The sequence below is a fragment of the Paraburkholderia terrae genome, assembly GCF_002902925.1.
Classification (GTDB): Bacteria; Pseudomonadota; Gammaproteobacteria; order Burkholderiales; family Burkholderiaceae; genus Paraburkholderia; species Paraburkholderia terrae.
This window is the reverse complement of sequence record NZ_CP026111.1, coordinates 167,172-185,315: the sequence shown is the minus strand read 5'-3', so window position 1 is coordinate 185,315 and position 18,144 is coordinate 167,172. Positions and strand designations below refer to the sequence as shown.

The 18,144-nt window shown below is 63.9% G+C and carries 8 protein-coding genes; 2 read left to right on the top strand and 6 right to left on the bottom strand.

From position 1 onward, the window contains the following. Positions 1–112 precede the first annotated feature (112 nt). Positions 113–3,709, top strand: a complete 3,597-nt coding sequence (locus C2L65_RS00805; protein ID WP_042314422.1) for an indolepyruvate ferredoxin oxidoreductase family protein — start codon at positions 113–115, stop codon at positions 3,707–3,709. A 990-nt stretch (positions 3,710–4,699) separates the two neighbouring features. Here the strand turns inward: C2L65_RS00805 and C2L65_RS00800 are convergent. Together C2L65_RS00800 and C2L65_RS00795 are read right to left on the bottom strand one after the other, a co-directional pair. Further along, complete coding sequence (locus C2L65_RS00800; RefSeq protein ID WP_042314423.1) at positions 4,700–5,395, bottom strand: copper homeostasis protein CutC; 696 nt, start codon at positions 5,393–5,395, stop codon at positions 4,700–4,702. Positions 5,396–5,435: 40 nt separating this feature from the next. Further along, a complete protein-coding gene (locus tag C2L65_RS00795) occupies positions 5,436–6,710 on the bottom strand; it encodes a sensor domain-containing phosphodiesterase (RefSeq protein ID WP_042314424.1) in 1,275 nt (424 codons plus the stop codon). 381 nt (positions 6,711–7,091) lie between these two features. Here C2L65_RS00795 and C2L65_RS00790 point away from each other — a divergent pair, with 381 nt between their 5' ends. After that, entirely contained in the window at positions 7,092–8,756 is a 1,665-nt protein-coding gene (locus tag C2L65_RS00790) for a Na+/H+ antiporter (protein ID WP_042314425.1), read from the top strand. Between the two features lie 58 nt (positions 8,757–8,814). On the opposite strand, the gene C2L65_RS00785 is transcribed toward C2L65_RS00790, so the two are convergent. The 4 genes from C2L65_RS00785 to C2L65_RS00770 all read right to left on the bottom strand — a co-directional run bounded on the left by C2L65_RS00785 (position 8,815) and on the right by C2L65_RS00770 (position 18,054). Further along, positions 8,815–10,122 (bottom strand): solute carrier family 23 protein, encoded by a 1,308-nt coding sequence (locus tag C2L65_RS00785; protein ID WP_042314426.1) that lies wholly within the window; start codon positions 10,120–10,122, stop codon positions 8,815–8,817. A gap of 175 nt (positions 10,123–10,297) precedes the next feature. After that, positions 10,298–11,848 carry a methyl-accepting chemotaxis protein gene (locus C2L65_RS00780; RefSeq protein ID WP_042314427.1) on the bottom strand — a complete coding sequence of 517 codons (1,551 nt, stop codon included), beginning with the start codon at positions 11,846–11,848 and terminating at the stop codon, positions 10,298–10,300. A 373-nt stretch (positions 11,849–12,221) separates the two neighbouring features. After that, positions 12,222–12,848, bottom strand: coding sequence for a DUF2239 family protein (locus tag C2L65_RS00775; protein WP_042314428.1), 627 nt, complete (start codon positions 12,846–12,848; stop codon positions 12,222–12,224). A 292-nt stretch (positions 12,849–13,140) separates the two neighbouring features. Continuing rightward, on the bottom strand, positions 13,141–18,054 hold the full coding sequence (locus tag C2L65_RS00770; protein ID WP_042314429.1) for a response regulator: 4,914 nt from the start codon (positions 18,052–18,054) through the stop codon (positions 13,141–13,143). Positions 18,055–18,144 lie beyond the last annotated feature (90 nt).

The following is an 18,144-nucleotide window of genomic DNA, read 5'->3' as shown; positions in this document are numbered from 1 at the left end:
CAAAAAGTAGCAAAAAACTTCTCCAATTGACGCGAAAGAATGGAGTCTCTTTCGCTGCGACGGCAAGCACAACACGATGCCGCCAGCGAAACGCAAAAACGGAGACTCCACAATGACCGCACGTCTACCCATCGACGGCCCCCCCGCACTCGCCGACTACCGCCTGTCGGACAACCTGACCGCCACGCGCGGCCGCATCTTCCTGACGGGAACGCAAGCGCTCGTGCGTCTCGCGCTGATGCAACGCCAGCTCGACAAGGCGCGCGGCCTGAACACGGCCGGCTTCATCAGCGGCTATCGCGGCTCGCCGCTCGGCATGGTCGACCAGCAGTTGTGGAAAGCGAAGAAACTGCTCGAAGCGAACGACGTCCGCTTTCTGCCCGCGATCAACGAGGAACTCGGCGGCACGGCCGTGCTCGGCACACAGCGCGTCGAATCGGACCCGGAACGCACCGTCGATGGCGTCTACGCGATGTGGTACGGCAAAGGCCCGGGCGTCGATCGCGCAGGCGACGCGCTCAAGCACGGCAACGCCTACGGCTCGTCGCAGCATGGCGGCGTACTGGTCGTTGCGGGTGACGACCACGGCTGCGTATCGTCGTCGATGCCGCATCAGAGCGACTTTGCGATGATCGCGTGGCACATGCCCGTCGTGAACCCCTCGAACATCGCGGACATGCTGGAGTTCGGCATCTACGGCTGGGCGCTGTCGCGCTACTCGGGTGCGTGGGTCGGCTACAAGGCGATTTCGGAAACGGTCGAATCGGGCTCGACCGTCGATCTCGACGCGTTGCAGATGGAATGGCCCACGCCCGAAGGCTTTCAGGCGCCCGCGGGCGGCCTGCACAACCGCTGGCCCGACTTGCCGAGTCTCACGATCGAACAGCGTCTGCACGCGAAACTCGACGCCGTGCGGCACTTCGCGCGCTTCAACAGCATCGACAAGTGGATCGCACCGAGCCCGCACGCGAACGTCGGCATCATCACGTGCGGCAAGGCGCATCTCGATCTGATGGAAGCGCTGCGCCGGCTCGATCTCACCGTCGCCGATCTGGAGCAGGCGGGCGTGCGCATCTACAAAGTGGGCCTGTCGTTCCCGCTCGAAATGACGCGCATCGATGCGTTCGTTTCCGGTCTGTCGGAAGTGCTCGTGATCGAAGAGAAGGGACCCGTGATCGAGCAGCAGATCAAGGACTATCTGTATAACCGCACGGAAGGCGCGCGCCCCACGATTGTCGGCAAGCATGCGGAAGATGGCTCGATGCTGCTGTCGTCGCTAGGCGAATTGCGGCCGTCGCGCATCCTGCCCGTGTTCGCGAACTGGCTCGCGAAGCACAAGCCCGCGCTCGACCGCCGCGAGCGCGTGGTCGATCTCGTCGCGCCGCAGATTCTGTCGAATGCCGCCGATGCCGTGAAGCGCACGCCCTACTTCTGTTCGGGCTGCCCGCACAACACATCGACGAAAGTGCCTGAAGGTTCGATCGCGCAGGCGGGTATCGGCTGTCACTTCATGGCGTCGTGGATGGAGCGCGACACGACGGGTTTGATCCAGATGGGCGGCGAAGGCGTCGACTGGGCCTCGCACTCGATGTTCACGAAGACGCGCCACGTCTTCCAGAATCTCGGCGACGGCACGTACTTCCATTCGGGCATTCTCGCGATCCGCCAGGCCGTCGCCGCGAAAGCGACGATCACCTACAAGATTCTCTACAACGACGCCGTCGCGATGACGGGCGGCCAGCCGGTCGACGGCAGCATCTCGGTGCCGCAGATTGCGCGTCAGGTCGAAGCGGAAGGCGTGTCGCACTTCGTCGTGGTCAGCGACGAGCCGGAGAAGTACGACGGCCATCACGGCCAGTTCCCGAAAGGCACGACGTTCCATCACCGCAGCGAACTCGACAAGGTGCAGCGCGAGCTGCGCGACATCGACGGCGTGACGGTGCTGATCTACGACCAGACGTGTGCCGCCGAAAAGCGCCGCCGCCGCAAAAAAGGCGAGTTTCCCGACCCGGACAAGCGTCTCTTCATCAACGAGGAAGTTTGCGAAGGCTGCGGCGATTGCGGCGTGCAGTCGAACTGCCTGTCCGTCGAGCCCGTTGAAACGCCGCTCGGACGCAAGCGCCGCATCGATCAGTCGTCGTGCAACAAGGACTATTCGTGCGTGAACGGCTTCTGCCCGAGCTTCGTAACGATCGAAGGCGGCAAGCTGAAGAAGGCCGCAGGCGTCGCATTCGATGCAGCCGCACTCTCCGCGCGCGTCGACGCATTGCCAACGCCTGCGACGCACCTCGACGCCGCGCCGTACGACATTCTCGTGACGGGTGTCGGCGGCACGGGTGTCGTGACGGTCGGCGCGCTGATCAGCATGGCTGCGCATCTGGAGGGCAAGAGCGCATCGGTACTCGACTTCATGGGCTTCGCGCAGAAGGGCGGTTCGGTGCTGTCGTTCGTGCGCTTCGCCGCGCGCGACGAATGGCTGAACCAGGTGCGCATCGACACGCAACAGGCCGACGTGCTGCTCGCCTGCGACATGGTGGTCGGCGCGGGCGCGGATGCGTTGCAGACGGTGCGTCATGGCCGTACGCGCATCGTCGTGAACACGCACGCGATTCCGAACGCGTCGTTCGTACAGAATCCGGACGCGAATCTGCACGCGGATGCGCTGATCGACAAGATGCGTCACGCGGCTGGCGAGGAGCGCATGTCGTCGTGCGATGCACAGGCGCTCGCGACGCGTTTCCTTGGCGACACGATTGGCGCGAACATTCTGATGCTTGGCTTTGCGTGGCAACTCGGGCTTGTGCCTGTGTCGTTCGCCGCGATGATGCGCGCAATCGAACTGAACAATGTCGCGGTGCAGATGAACCAGTTGGCGTTTTCGATTGGCCGTATGGCTGCCGCTGATCCTGCCGGACTGGAGACGCTGTGGACGCAGCGTCATGCGGCGCAGCCTGCTGTAGCGCTGGAGACGCTCGATGCATTGGTCGCGGATCGCGAAGCGCGTTTGCTGGCGTATGGTGGCGCGGCTTATGTGACGCGCTATCGTGCGCTGGTCGATGCGGCGCGTCAGGCTGAGCGCAAGCTGGAAGGCGCGGTTGAGGTTGAAGAGCGCTTGAGCCGCGCTGTTGCTACGACGTTCTATCGGCTGCTCGCGGTGAAGGATGAATACGAAGTCGCGCGTCTGCATAGCGATCCGGCTTTCCGTACTGCGCTTGAAGCGCAATTCGAAGGCGTCGCGGGGAAGGACTTCGGCGTGAAGTTCAACCTTGCGCCGCCGACTATTTCACGCGCGAAGCACGGCGCGACGCCGCAGAAGAAGACGTTTGGTCAATGGATGTGGCCGGTGTTCGGTGTGATGGCGAAGTGGCGCGGGCTGCGGGGCACGATGCTCGATCCGTTTGGCCGCACTGTCGAGCGGCGGATGGAGCGTGAGTTGTCCACGGACTATGAGGCTACGATGCAGCGGGCGTTTGTGATTTTTGATGAAGTCACGGCGGGTGATGTCGTCAAGCTCGCTGGGTTGCATGCGCGTGTGCGCGGGTATGGGCATGTGAAACTGGCTAATCTGGCTGCTGTTAAGCGCAGTGAGCGCGCGTTGGCTGCGCAGTTGCATGTCGAGGCCGCGACTGGGGCTGCTGTGGAGGAGGCGCTTCGGGAAGCTAAAGGTTTTGGGGTGTTGCGGGGGATTCCTGTTGTTGTAGCGAAGTAGGTTTTTTTGTCTGCGACGCTTGTTGTGGTTTGCTGGTTGTTCGCTGGCATTCGCGATGGGTTTGGGATGTGTGTTGCGCTTTCGCTGGCATCCGCGTGTTGCCTTCGTGCTTCAAGCGTCGCCCCTGTGCGGGGCGGCACCTACTTTTCTTTGCCGCCGCAAAGAAAAGTAGGCAAAAGAAAGCGGCTCACACCGCCAACTCTTGTATTTGCCTGAGGGCCCCCAACCGGTCCCGCACTTCACACGGCAACATCTCTGTTGGCGCTCGTTGCCAACGCTATAAATGAGCGCCTCACCCGCTTCGAATACCCGTGCATGGGCTGGCGGCAGCGAATGGTTTGCGCCGCCCAGGTGGCAAACTGTGTGTAGGTTGTCGCGGCGTATAGCTTGGCGCTCTTACGGGGTGGAACGCGTCCGCTATCGGTCCGAAGTGAGGCGTGTGTGGTGCTACGGCCTACACACAGTTTGCCACCTGGGCGGCCGTGGAATATCTGGCACGGCGTGTTGCGACGCGGACGCGTGAAGCGGGTGATGCGTCAATTCAGAGCGTTGGCAACGAACATGAGTCACGTGATTGCCGTGTGAAGTGCGGGACCGGTTGGGGGCCCTCAGGCAGGAAGAAATGTTGGCGGTGTGAGCCGCTTTCTTTTGCCTACTTTTCTTTGCGGCGGCAAAGAAAAGTAGGTGCCGCCCCGCACAGGGGCGACGCCTGAAGCGCGAAGGCAAAACGCGGATGCCAGCGCAAAGGCAAACGCACAGGCGCAACGCCCGAAGCACGAAGGCATAGCGCGGATGCCAGCGCAAAGGCAAACGCACAGGAGCAACGCCCGAAGCACGAAGGCAAAGCGCGGATGCCAGCGCAAAGGCAAACGCATAGGCGCAACGCCCGAAGCACAAAGGCAAATCGCGGACGCCAGCGCAAACGCAACCCCACAACCCGAACCCATAGCGAATGCCAGCGCAACAACAAGCAAACCAGAAACCAGAGCATCACCCGCCCAACAAACCCCGAACCTCCCTCACCTTCTCCTCACAAACAGACCCGACAGCAACATCCCTAACCCCCGATCCAAAATGCACAGCCTCGACGCGCGTAGCGCGAACAAAACCAGCAACACGATCGACGGTAAACCCAGCCCCCGCCAGCACAGTGCAATGCGATTGCGCAGCCCGCGCAACGAGCGCTCGAACCTCATCCATAGCGTCGAGCACTGAACCCTTGCCACCTGAGGTCAACACGTTAGTAACAGCATCAACCTCAAGCAGCACATCAAGCGCCTCATGCAAATCACGCGCATCATCAAACGCACGATGAAACGTGATGGGCATCCCATCGGCAACGTCAACGACCCGCAACAACCCTTCCCGATCAACCTCACGCGACGCAGTCAACATCCCAATCACAACCGCATTGGCCCCAGCCAACTTAGCCGCGCGCACATCGCGCAACATGACCGCAAAGTCATCAGCATCATAGACAAACGACCGGCTATGCGGCCGCACAATCACATTAACGGGAATCGACACCGCCGCGACCACGGCCTCGATCATCCCGATGCTCGGCGTCAACCCACCCTCGCCCATCGCCGTAATCAGTTCAAGCCGATCCGCACCGCCGCGCGCAGCGGCCACAGCATCTGCAACCGTCGTCGCGATGACTTCGAGCAATACCCGTTCGCTTCGCATATCAGAGAATCACGTCGTGAAAAACGAAACCCACATGATCTCAGAAGTGCGGCTCCTCGAACCAGTCGATATCGCCGCACAGCACGCAAGTGCGCGCGCCAATCTGCGTCGCCACCGATAACGTCACGCACGGCACCGCCTCGTTGATCGACAGATAGGGCCGCGTCACATGCACGCGCTCAGGTGCCTCCATCGCCGCACGAAAATACGGGCGCCGCAGCCAGTTCGCGCCTTGCGCATCGGATAGCGGCAAGAAACGCGTCTCGTGCGAAGCACGGTCGGCACGCAGCACGACATTACGTCCGGCCTGCCGGCCTTTGTCGTCGAGCAGATAGCAACGCGCCGCGTGATCGAGCGCAAGAAAATTCCAGCACACTTCGTCGAGCAGTTCGCCAGCGGCAAGCCGCTCAGCCGCGCGCTCGAACGCGCGAATGTACGGCGCGAGCCGCGACGCGTTGCGCCGCTCGCGCTCCTCAGTCTGCGTCTGATAACGATCGGTCAGCTCGCCGATGCACGCTGCCGCATGCGTCGCGTCGGCAAGACCCGGATGCGGGCGTCCAAAGAAAAAGCCCTGCACGAAATCGACGTTGCACTCCATCGCCATGTGCGCCTCGTGCTCCGTCTCGACACCTTCGATCAGCACCAGCTTGCCCGCTTCGTGCAGCAGCGCGACAAGACCCGGCAGTATCGACGCAACGTCCGCGCGATGTGCCGCATGCGACAGCATGATGCGATCGAGCTTCACGATATCGGGATTCAGCTGCCAGATGCGCTCGATGTTCGAATGCCCAGCGCCAAAGTCGTCGAGCGCAATCAGGAAGCCGCGCTCGCGGAACTGGCGCACGGCATCGGCCAGACGCTCGATGTCTTCCGCGCTCTGTTCGAGCACTTCGAGCACGATGCGCCGCGGCGACAGGTTCAACCGCCGCAGGTTCGCCAGCAGCGCCGCCGAATGGTACGAGTCGATCAGCACGCCCGGATGGACGTTGAGAAACAGCCACTCGCGCTCCGCGCCGAGCACCTTGAAGTTCTCGAGATGCAGCGACTGTGCGAGCCGGTCGACATGCAACACGTCGCCGACGCGCGCCGCCTGGCCGAACACATCGACGGGCGACACCGCGCGGTCGAATGGATCGTGCGCGCGCAGCAAGCCTTCATAGCCCACGGCACGCATGTGCGACAGGCTGAATATCGGCTGAAAGACGCTCGTCAGCGTCAGGTCGCCGTGTTGTACCGAATAGCGCTGCAGGCCCGAGGTCATGCTGAGCTCGAAGCCGTGCGGCACCGTTGTTCTTTCCTGTTGCGCAATCGTCATGCAGTCCTCTCACGCAAAAGCACGGCGGGCAAGTCGCAAAGGCGAAGTGCCGCCGCCGTCCTCGAAATGTGCGTTATCAGTTCCTATTAAGCAAGCTCCATGCGCACGGTGGCGCACCTACAAACGAAGTTTGCATGGAGGACTGCACCGCGCGAAGCGCACATGCGTCGCGCGAGGGCGCGCAATGCACCGCGGCGGTGCATCTTGCTTTCGGACGACTTGCAGCCTTCGAAGCGCGATGTCATCCCGTCGGGCTACACTTCGGGCTGACCGACGCGCCGCATCGTCTTTCCAGACGCGGCGTTTCATGTCGCGATGGGTCGTCTCAAGTGTTGCTCTTCCCGTTGCGCGCCACTGCCTGTTTCCTCACTCCCGTTTCCGATGGATATCGTCTTCACCGTTTTGATCCTGCTGCTCGCCGTCGCCGCTTCGGGCGTCGTGGTGCGGCTGGTGCCGCTCAAGCTGCCGCTGCCGCTCGTGCAGATCGTGTTCGGTGCGCTGCTCGCATGGCCGCGCCTTGGCCTGCATGTGACGTTCGATCCCGAACTCTTCATGATGCTGTTCATTCCGCCACTGCTGTTCGCGGATGGCTGGCGCATCCCCAAGCGCGAGTTCTTCATGCAGCGTCGCGCGATCCTGATGCTCGCGCTCGGCCTCGTGTTCATGACCGTGGTCGCGGTCGGCTACTTCATTCACGCGATGGTGCCGTCGATCTCGCTGCCCATCGCGTTCGCGCTCGCCGCCGTGCTGTCGCCGACGGACGCCGTCGCGCTGTCGGGTATCGCCGGGCGCAACCGCTTGCCCGAGCATCTGATGCATATCCTCGAAGGCGAAGCGCTGATGAACGACGCGTCCGGCCTCGTCGCGCTGAAGTTCGCCATCGCGGCCGCGTTGACGGGCGTGTTCTCGCTGCGCGACGCGTCGGTGAGTTTTGTGATCATCGCGCTCGGCGGGCTGGCGACGGGCGCGGCCGTCGCGTGGCTCTTCAGCTTCGCGTCGACGCGCTTTCTCAATCTCACCGAAGAAGGCGACCCCGCGCCCGGCGTCGTCATGACGATGCTGATTCCGTTCGCCGCGTATCTGTTTGCCGAGCACTTCGAGTTTTCCGGCATTCTCGCCGCCGTCGCCGCCGGCATGACGATGAACTACTCGACGTTCACGACCGCGAGCCCCGCGTCGGCGCGCGTGCGGGCGAGCGTCACGTGGACGATGATCGAATTCGTCTTCAATGGCATGGTCTTTATCCTGCTCGGCCTGCAGTTTCCGCACATCATCGGCCGCGCGCTGCTCGACGCGCATGAAGAAGCAAGCGGCTCCGAGTTGCGGCTGATCTTCTATGTCGCCGCCGTCGCGGTGGCGCTGTACGCGTTGCGCTTCGTGTGGGTCTGGTTGCTGCGCTGGTTCGCGAGCCGGGGCGCGGCGAAGCAAGGCGTCGCGAATGCGGTGCCCGGCCTGCGCACCGTATCGATGACGACCATCGCGGGCGTGCGGGGCGCGGTGACACTCGCGGGCGTGTTGTCGCTGCCCGTCGCGTTGTCGAATGGACAGCCGCTGCCTGGACGCGATCTCGCGATCTTCATCGCGTCGGGCGTGATTCTCGTGTCGCTGTTCGTCGCCGTGATCGGCTTGCCGCTATTGATGAACGGCGCGCGCCGCCGGCCCGATCCGCATGCCGCCGAAGAACGCATGGCGCGCATTCAGGCGGCGCAAGCGGCAATCCGCGCAATCGACCGCTATCAGGAAAACGCTACCGCCGATCTCGACGAAGCCTCATCCGCCCATGCCGCCGATGTGACGGCGCGCGTGATGGACATCTACCGCCGCCGCCTCGCAACGCTCGACGACGACCTGGAACCCGCCGAAAGCGCACGTCGCTCAGAGGCATTCGAGTTTCAGATGAAGCTCGCAGCGATGCGCGCCGAACGCGTGACGTTGCTCGACTTGCGCGGCAGTCAGTTGATCAACGACGACACGATGAACAAGCTGATGCGCGAGGTGGATCTGTCGGAGACCGCGTTGCTGACGCGCGGAAAAGGGAAGAAGTAAAGAAAACGGGCGCCTCGCTGAACTGCGGGCGCCCGTTGTACTCAAGCAGATGTCTGCATCAGACAGCGGGTTCTTGCGGACCTTTACGACGCAGCAGCGCGTACAGAATGATCGCGCCGAACGTCGCAGTGCCGATGCCGCCGAGCGCAAAGCCGCCGAACTTCAGCGAGAAGTCGCCCGCGCCGAGCACCAGCGTCACGGCGGCGACGATCAGATTACGGTTGTCGGAGAAGTCGACCTTGTTGACGACCCAGATGCGCGCGCCCGTCACCGCGATCAAGCCGAACACGACGATCGACACGCCGCCCAGCACCGGGCCGGGAATGGTCTGGATCACCGCGCCGAACTTCGGCGAGAAGCCGAGCACCAGCGCGATCACCGCGGCGATCACGAACACGAGCGTCGAGTAGATCTTCGTGACGGCCATCACGCCGATGTTTTCCGCGTACGTCGTGACGCCCGTGCCGCCTGCGAAGCCGGACACGACCGTCGCGAGACCATCGCCGATGAACGCGCGGCCAATGTAGCCATCGAGGTTCTGTCCCGTCATCGCGCTAACGGCCTTGATGTGACCGAGGTTCTCGGCAACGAGGATCACCGCGACGGGCGCGAGCAGCGCCATCGCCTGACCGCTGAAGACGGGCGCCGTGAAATGCGGCATGCCGAACCACGCGGCATTCGCGACGACCGAGAAGTCGATCGGCTTGCCCATGCCCATCCCGTTCGTGACGATCGCGTAGATCACGTAAGCGATCAGCAAGCCGACGAGAATCAGCAGCCGCTGCAACATGCCCCGCGTGAACACGGCCACGGCGCCGACGCACAGCACGGTGACGAGCGCCATGTATGAATCGAAGGCGCTGCCGCTCACGCCCTTGACGGCGATCGGCGCGAGATTCAGGCCGATCACGGCAACGATCGAACCCGTCACGACGGGCGGCATCAGCGTCTCGATCCATGCGGTCCCGACGGCGGACACGATCAATCCGATGATGACGTACACCACCCCGCACGCGATGATCCCGCCAAGCGCGACGGGTATGTTCATGTTCGGGCCGTGCCCGGTGTAGCCGGTGATCGCGATCACCAGACCGATGAACGCGAAGCTCGAACCGAGATAGCTCGGCACGCGGCCACCGACCAGCACGAAGAACAGCAACGTGCCGATCCCCGACATGAAGATGCAAAGATTGGGATCGAAGCCCATCAGGAGCGGCGCAAGCACCGTCGAGCCGAACATCGCGACGACGTGCTGGATGCCCATTGCCAGCATTTGCGGCCCGGGGAGACGCTCGTCGGTATTGACGACGCGCCCCTCGACGCTCTTGGACTGGACACGCCAGCGTGGAAAATAGGAATCGGCCATCGCGGGGGTTCTCCTCTATTGGCGTAGATCTTGTATGGAAGCGCCGCCTTTTTGCGTGATGCCGCAGCGCGGTCCAGGATGGGATTCTTGAACTACGCGCGAGTGTACGGAGAGCGCCTGGCGCTGACAAGCAGCGTGAAATGTGTACGCGCGGCGGTGTTGCGTCCGTGTTGTATCAAAGCGAAAACACCGCGACGGTTGTCTTCAGATGCCGTGCCTGGTCGGCCATCGCGCCCGCCGCAGCCGCCGCCTGCTCGACGAGCGCCGCGTTCTGCTGGGTGACTTCGTCCATCTGCGCGACGGCGCGGTTCACCTGTTCGATGCCCGTGCTCTGCTCGCTCGATGCCGCCGAAATCTCACCCATGATGTCCGTCATCCGCTGCACGGCCTGCGTGACTTCCGTCATCGTCCGGCCCGCGCGCTCGGCGAGCACCGCGCCGCTGTCTACGCGCGACGTCGAGCTTTCGATCAGTTCCTTGATCTCTTTCGCCGACACCGCGCTGCGTTGCGCAAGCGCGCGCACTTCGCCCGCGACGACCGCGAAGCCGCGCCCCTGTTCGCCTGCGCGCGCCGCTTCGACCGCGGCGTTGAGCGCGAGGATATTCGTCTGGAACGCGATGCTCTCGATCACCCCGATGATGTCCGTCATCCGCTTGGAGCCGGCCGCGAGCTCGCGCATCGTCTCGACCACATCGCCGACGAGGCCGCTGCCACGCACGGCCACTTCCGACGCGCCTGCCGCGACGCCGCCCGCCTGCTGCGCGTTGTCGGCGTTCTGGCGGACGGTCGCTGTCAGTTGCTCCATGCTCGATGCCGTTTCTTCCAACGACGCGGCCTGCTCCTCGGTGCGTTGCGACAGATCGGTATTGCCCTGCGCGATTTCGCCCGAAGCAAGCAGGATCGATTCGCTCGACTCGCTGATCTTGCCGACGATCGCAGCCAGTTGCTCACGCATGTCGGCGAGCGCGTAGAGCAGGCTCGCGGTGTCGCCGGGTTTCGTGTCGACACGCACGCCCAGATCGCCTGCTGCGATGCGGCTCGCGATCTGCGCTGCGTAATCCGGCTCGCCGCCAAGCTGGCGCGTCAGACGTCGCGCGATCAGCCACGCGAACCCCGCGCCCACCACCATCGACGCCAGCACCAGCAGCGACAGCACCACGCGCATGCTCGCGTATTCCGCGCTTGCCTCGTGCTGCGCGACGTTCGCCTGCTGCCGGCGGTAGTCGATTAGCGCGACGATCTTGTCACGCAGCGCCTCGCTCGCGGCGATCGCGCGCTGTACCAGCTCGGCGTTATCGATGCCGGCAGGTATCGGCTGCAGCCCGATCTGTTGATGCACGATCGCTTCCCACGTCTCGGTCTTGCGCAGCACGTCGTCGTACAGCGATTGCCCGCCGTCGCCCGCAATCGTCTCGCGATATCGCGCGTACCCGTCGTGCATGTGCTTCAGCGACGCAACGATGTCGTCCTTCAACTTCTGACGCGCGGCGTCGTCGGGCGCGTAGCCGAGGTTGGCCGCGTCGAGATCGGTGTCGATCTTGTAGCGGTTCGCCTCTTCCATCCAGTAGAGGCCGTCCATGTGGCGGCTCGATATTTCTTCCGTGATGCCGTGCATCGACGCCAGCGCCGACAATCCCGCCACGCCAACCGCCACACCAAAACCGATCACGGTCGCAAACGCGATCAACAGCTTCCTCCAGACAGTCATGCGGTCAAACCACTTCATCGTGAGATCCTCGACAGTTCATCAGCCGTGCTTTGACGGGTTGAGTCGCAAGCACGCGGGCCGGCGGGCTGCAATGCTTTTACGGCGCCCGTTATGCGGACTTGATGAACGGATGCACGGCATAAGAAAGCCGGCATGAGGGTTTGCACGAAGTGGTTTGCCTGCTACGAGCCGAAGCGCCGCGGCCTTCGAGAATCACGCTTTGGGAGTTATCTGATATCGGAACGCATGTCCACTTCCCTACACTGCACAGGCTGCGTGACCCCGATTGAGTAGCGCAAGCGATGTTGTAACTCTCCGACTTTCCGCTCATGCTCCCCGGCATGAGCGGTTTTTTTTCGCCTGCTGGTTTTCGGCTTTGCGCGATCAGGCTTCAGGCATTCCCCGACGCATCCACATCGAGCGCACGCTTCGCCAGCTTGCGCGTGTGATCGCGCACGTCGACGGGCCATGCGGCTGTCATGGCATCGAAGCGGGCGGCGTCGTTCGCATACAGCGCGCGCGTCGCTTCTTCGTAACCGGCGAGATCCCCCGCCATCGCCGTCATGAACCGATACGCCGCTTCCTGCGCCTGCCGCATGCGGTCCTTTCCTTCGCTCGCGCCCCGCGCCGCGTCGACAAGCTTGCGCAGCGCAACCGATGCGCCGCCCTGCTGCCCGTTCAGCCATTCCCAATGCCTCGGCAGCAGCGTGACCTCACGCGCGACGACACCCAGCTTCGGCCGGCCGCGACCGCGCGAGGCCGCAGGTTCGTCGCTCGCCGGTTCGGTTTGGCGCGCTTCACCGTCTTGCTGATCGGCGAGCCTTGCAAGCACGTCGCTCGCGGAGCCTCGCAGATCCAGTTCGATGGGACGGCTGGTCTGGTCGTCGAAGATCAGCACGGAAGCGCCGCCGTCGCGGTCAATCGCCGCCTTGACCGCCAGCGCGACGTCCTTCAACGCGCCCGACGCGAGACGTCGAACGCCTTCGAAAGCCGTGCAGGTTATTGCGTGAGTTGTCATGTCGTGCCTCGCATCATGTGGAATCGATGCACATATTTTATCCGGGTATAAATATAAAATGCAATATCACCCGGATAAAAAAACAACGCCCGTTGCCACCCGACATGTCCACATCGCATTGCCGCAATGCTGAATAGAGGCGGCGAGAACGAAGACCGCCGACGTTCGGCCCGTCCACCTGCAAGACGCCTTGACCATGAAGCGCGCGCTATGGCTCGTTCTTCTCGCGAGTAGTTGCGGCCACCGCTGCCCGATCGCGACGATCACCTACTGAGCCGGACGCGACGCAGCATCATTCGACGCACCCGCGCAATGCATTGACGAGATCGAGCGGATCGTACGGCTTGCGCAATTGCGCGACGTTCTGCAATTGCGTCTGCTCCTGCGGCGACAGCACCGCGTCCGAGCCCGTGACGAAAATCACGCGCATACCGGGCTGGCGCGCGGCGGCATCGATGGCCAGATCGACGCCGGACGCACCCGCCAGTCCGATGTCCGTCAACAGCACATCGAAGTTGCGCTCGCCCAGCATCTGCGACGCTTGCGCCGCACTCTCCGCTTCGGCAACTTCGAGCCCGAAAGTGCGCAACAGCTCTGCCGTGCTGACGCGAACCAATTCGTCATCTTCGACGAACAGGATGCGTAGATCACGGATCGCGTCGAACGTCTCGTTGTGGTGCCGATCAACATACCTGACGGTTTGCGAGTCCTCCGCCTGCAGCGTGACGGTGCCCTCCGGCCGCGCGTACTGCAGGCGCAGCGCATGCTGGATCTTTCGCGCGAGCGCTTCCTGCGAATACGGCTTGCTCAACAGCTCGACGCCCTCATCCAGCCGCCCCGCGTGAACGATCGCGTTATCCGTGTAGCCCGACGTGAACAGCACCGCGATGCCCGGCTGCCGCTCGCGCGCCTTGCGCGCCAACTCCGTGCTGCGCAGCGGCCCAGGCATCACGACGTCGGTGAAAAGCAGATGGATCGGCACGCCGCTTTCGACGATCGCCAGCGCGCTTTGCGCATCCTTCGCCTTCAGCACGCGATAGCCGAGCGACGCCAGCATCTCGACGACCGTCGTGCGCACGTCCTCATCGTCCTCGACGACGAGAATCGTTTCCGCACCGCCTTTGGCCGGGCCCGCGTCGACATCCGTTTCGAGATCCTCTTCCCCGCGCACGCGGGGCAGATACAGGCGGATCGTCGTGCCGTGCCCCATCTCGCTATAGATCTTCACGTGGCCGCCCGACTGCTTGACGAAGCCATACACCATGCTCAGGCCGAGGCCCGTGCCTTGCCCTTCGGGCTTGGTCGTGAAGAACGGCTCGAACACATGCTCCTGCACATCGGCCGACATGCCCGAGCCCGTATCGGTGACGGCGACCATCACGTACTGGCCGGGCGTGACGTCGGCGTGGCGCTTTGCGTACGCATCGTCGAGCGATGCGTTGCCCGCTTCGATAGTCAGCTTGCCGTGACCGTCCATCGCATCGCGCGCGTTGATCGCGAGATTGAGCAGCGCGTTCTCCACCTGGAACGGATCGACGAGCGTGTTCCACAATCCGCCCGACACGATCGTCTCGATCTCGATGCCGTCGCCGAGCGCGCGCCGCAGCATGTCGTCGAGACCGCGCACGAAGCGCCCGAGGTTCACCACCTTCGGCGCGAGCGGCTGGCGGCGGCCGAACGCGAGCAGTTGCGACGCGAGCTTCGCGCCGCGCGCGACGCCCCCGAGCGCATTGCGCACGCGTTGTGTGGACCGTTCCTGGCCAACGACGTCGTCGGCGAGCAGTTGCAGATTGCCGCCAATCACTTGCAGCAGATTGTTGAAGTCATGCGCGACGCCGCCCGTCAGCTTGCCGATCGCCTCCATCTTCTGCGCGACGCGCAACGCTTCTTCCGCGTGACGCAGCGCTTCCTGCGTTTCACGGTCGCTCGTCACGTCGCGACCGACGCCGTGAATGCGCTTCGTATCGGGATCGAGCGAAAGCGTCCACGCGATCCAGCGCCACGTCCCGTCGATATGCCTCAGCCGGTTTTCGAAGCGCATCGGCGCGCCGGTGCGGCGCAGTTCGTCGAGGTGCGCTTTGACCATGGAATGGTCGTCGGTATGAATCAACGAGAAATACGACTGCAACGCGAGCCAGTGCGCGTCGTGACCGAGCACGCGTGTCCACGAAGGACTGATGCGCTGCAACTCGCCATTGAAACCCGCGACCACCAGCAGATCTTCACTGAAGTCCCACAGACGGTCGCGATCCGCGACGGCTTCGATCACGCGCGCCTCGAGCGTTTCGTTCAGCTCGCGCAGCGCCTCTTCGGCCTTGGTGCGTTCGGTGATTTCGCGCTGCGCGGCCTGGTAGAGCCGCGCGTTGTCGATGGCCGTCGCGGCCTGCGCGGCGATGCCTTCGACAAGGCGCTCCGCGCGCGCGGTGAACACGCCCGGTGTCGGATGTCCGAAGAACAGGCCGCCGAGCACTTCGCCCGTGCGCGACACGACGGGCGCGGCAAGATAGCTGCGCACCTGCAGATGGCCTTCGGGCATGCCGCGATGCGGCGGGTTGCGGCCGTAGCGCGGGTCTTTCGTGATGTCGTCGGAACGCACGATGCCGTGACCCATGAACGTCGGGGCGAACACGGCCGTGTTGCGCGGCATCGGAAACTTCGCGAAGGTGTCTTTCGGCACACCCGACAGCGTGTACAGCATGTAGCTGCCGCCCTTGTCGTCCTGTACGTTGTAGAAGAACGAGCCGAACGCGGCGGCCGTCAGCTCCGTCGCGGCATCGACGACGACCTGCACCGCGCGGTTCAGGTCGAGTTCCGCCGCGACCGCGGTGCCGACACGGTTGAGGATTTCGAGCGTGCGCGATTCCTCGCGCAGACGGTTGCCCGTTTCGCGCCGCAAGCGCGCGAGTTGCAGATTGCCTGCGACGCGCGCAAGCAGTTCGCGCGCCGCGAACGGCTTGGTCAGATAGTCGTCGGCGCCTGATTCGAGGCCGCCCACTTTCGCCTCTTCGCCCGCGCGCGCCGACAGCAGCAGCACGGGCGTCTCGCGCAGCTCGGCGTCGTCGCGCAACGCGCGCAACAAGCCAAAGCCGTCGAGCTTCGGCATCATCACGTCGGACACGATCAGGTCGGGCTGCAGGTTGCGCGCGGCGGCGAGCGCTTCCTCGCCGTCGCCCGCGACATGCACTTCATGACCCGCCGCCGACAGAATGCGCCGCATGTAGTCGCGCAGATCGGCGTTGTCGTCGACGACGAGCAGCTTGCCCGTCGCTTCGCCCGTCATCTCGACGGATGGCGTATCGCCGGCGCCGCGCAGCGTGCTCAGATCGTCGGCACTGGCGGCCGAGTACGCATCGGGCAGCCAGCGCAGCGCAGCGTCGGCGTAGCTATGCGCGTTCGCGCTCGTCGTTGCACGCGCGCTGTCGCTCGACGCAGGGTCCATCGATACCGTAGCCGGCAGCACGACCGTAAAACGCGTGCCGACGCCAAGCTCGCTCTCGACATGAATCGCACCGTCATGCAGCCGTACCAGCTCGCTGACGAGCGCAAGCCCGATTCCGCTCCCTTCGACCGACCGCCCCACCGCGCCCTCGACTCGATGGAAACGTTCAAACAGGCGCGGAATCTCATGCGCGGGGATGCCGATGCCCGAATCGGTGACGCTCATTTCGATGCTGCCGCCCTGCGTCATTTTCAGGCTCACCGCGATGTTGCCCGTGAGCGTAAACTTGAACGCGTTCGACAGCAGATTGAGCACGACCTTTTCCCACATCTCGCGATCAATCGACACGGGATGCGGCAACGGTTCGCAATCGACTTCGAGCGTCATGCCCGCCGACTCGACCGCCGAGCGGAACAGCGACGCGAGATCTGCGGTGAACATCGCGAGATCGGTCGGCTGCGGATGAATCTCGATGCGCCCAGCCTCGATGCGCGAGAAATCGAGCAGCGCATTCACGAGCTTCAGCAGCCGCAAGCCATTGCGATGCGTGACTTCGAGCAGCGGCCGGTCAGCCGTGTTGGCCGCTTCAGGTTTCGCGAGCAGTTCTTCGAGCGGGCCCAGCATCAGCGTGAGCGGCGTGCGGAATTCGTGACTGATGTTCGAGAAGAAAGTCGTTTTCGCGCGGTCGATTTCCGCGAGCGCTTCCGCGCGCCGCCGCTCTTCTTCGTAGGCGTCAGCGTAGCCGAGCGCCGCGCCCATCTGCCGCGCGACCAGCGTGAGAAACGAGCGGTAGTTGTCGTCGACGAGCCGGTACGGATTCAGCCCGACGACCAGCACGCCGCCGCGCCCCGCTTCGCCCGACGGCTGCACGGGCAGCACGGCCGCCTGCGCGCTCGGCCGCTGCCATGCGCCCGTAGGCAACGGCGCGTCGAAACGCTCCGTGAGATCCGACACGATGGCGAGACGCTGGCTGCGCAGCACCTCCGCGAACGGCCACACGGGGCTGGTCGCGGCATCGATAGATTGCGGCGCGGCGGGATGTCCCGCGCCGATGCCGCATGCGCCCGCCAGCGACGCCGAAGCGCCGCCCGGCTCGGTCTGATAGAACAGCGCGAAGGTGACGTCGTAAGGATCGCTTTCGAGCGCGCGCACGCTGCGCTCGCAGACGTCGCGCCACGACAGCGCGTCGCGTGTCGCCGCGCCGATTTCGCGCAACAGGCGCAACTGGCGTTCACCGAGGACGCGCACGGTATCGTCGCTGTTCGCGCAGATGATGCCGCCCGTGCCGCCGTGATCGTCGGGAATCGGGCTGTAGGAGAACGTGTAGTACGTTTCTTCCGGATAGCCGTTGCGCTCCATGATCAGGAGCTTCTGTTCCGTGAACGTGCCTTCGATGCCCGTTAGCGCCGTCTCCAGCAGCGGCTGAATCTCGCTCCAGATTTCGCGCCACACCACCGACGTCGGCTGTCCGAGCGCAACGGGATGCTTGCCACCGATGATCGACTTGTATGGATCGTTGTAGAAGAAAATCAGGTCCGGCCCCCAGCCGATCCAGATCGGCTGGCGCGACGTGAGCATGATACGGATCGCCGTCTTCAGGCTTTGCGGCCAGCCGTCGGGCACGCCGAGCGGCGTCGCGCGCCAGTCGTAGGCGCGAATCAGACTGCCCATCTCGCCGCCGCCCGCGAGGAAGCTGGGAGACGCGCTGCCTGCGAGCGCCGCGTCCGCCTCAGTGGACGCGCCCGCCATCGTGTTGTCCGGTTTCATCGACGCAACCTCAAATGTCCCGCCGTATCGCCCTTGTGCATGCCGCCGCTGCGGTCACGCACGGTGCGCCGGTGCCTATGTTTACCGCTC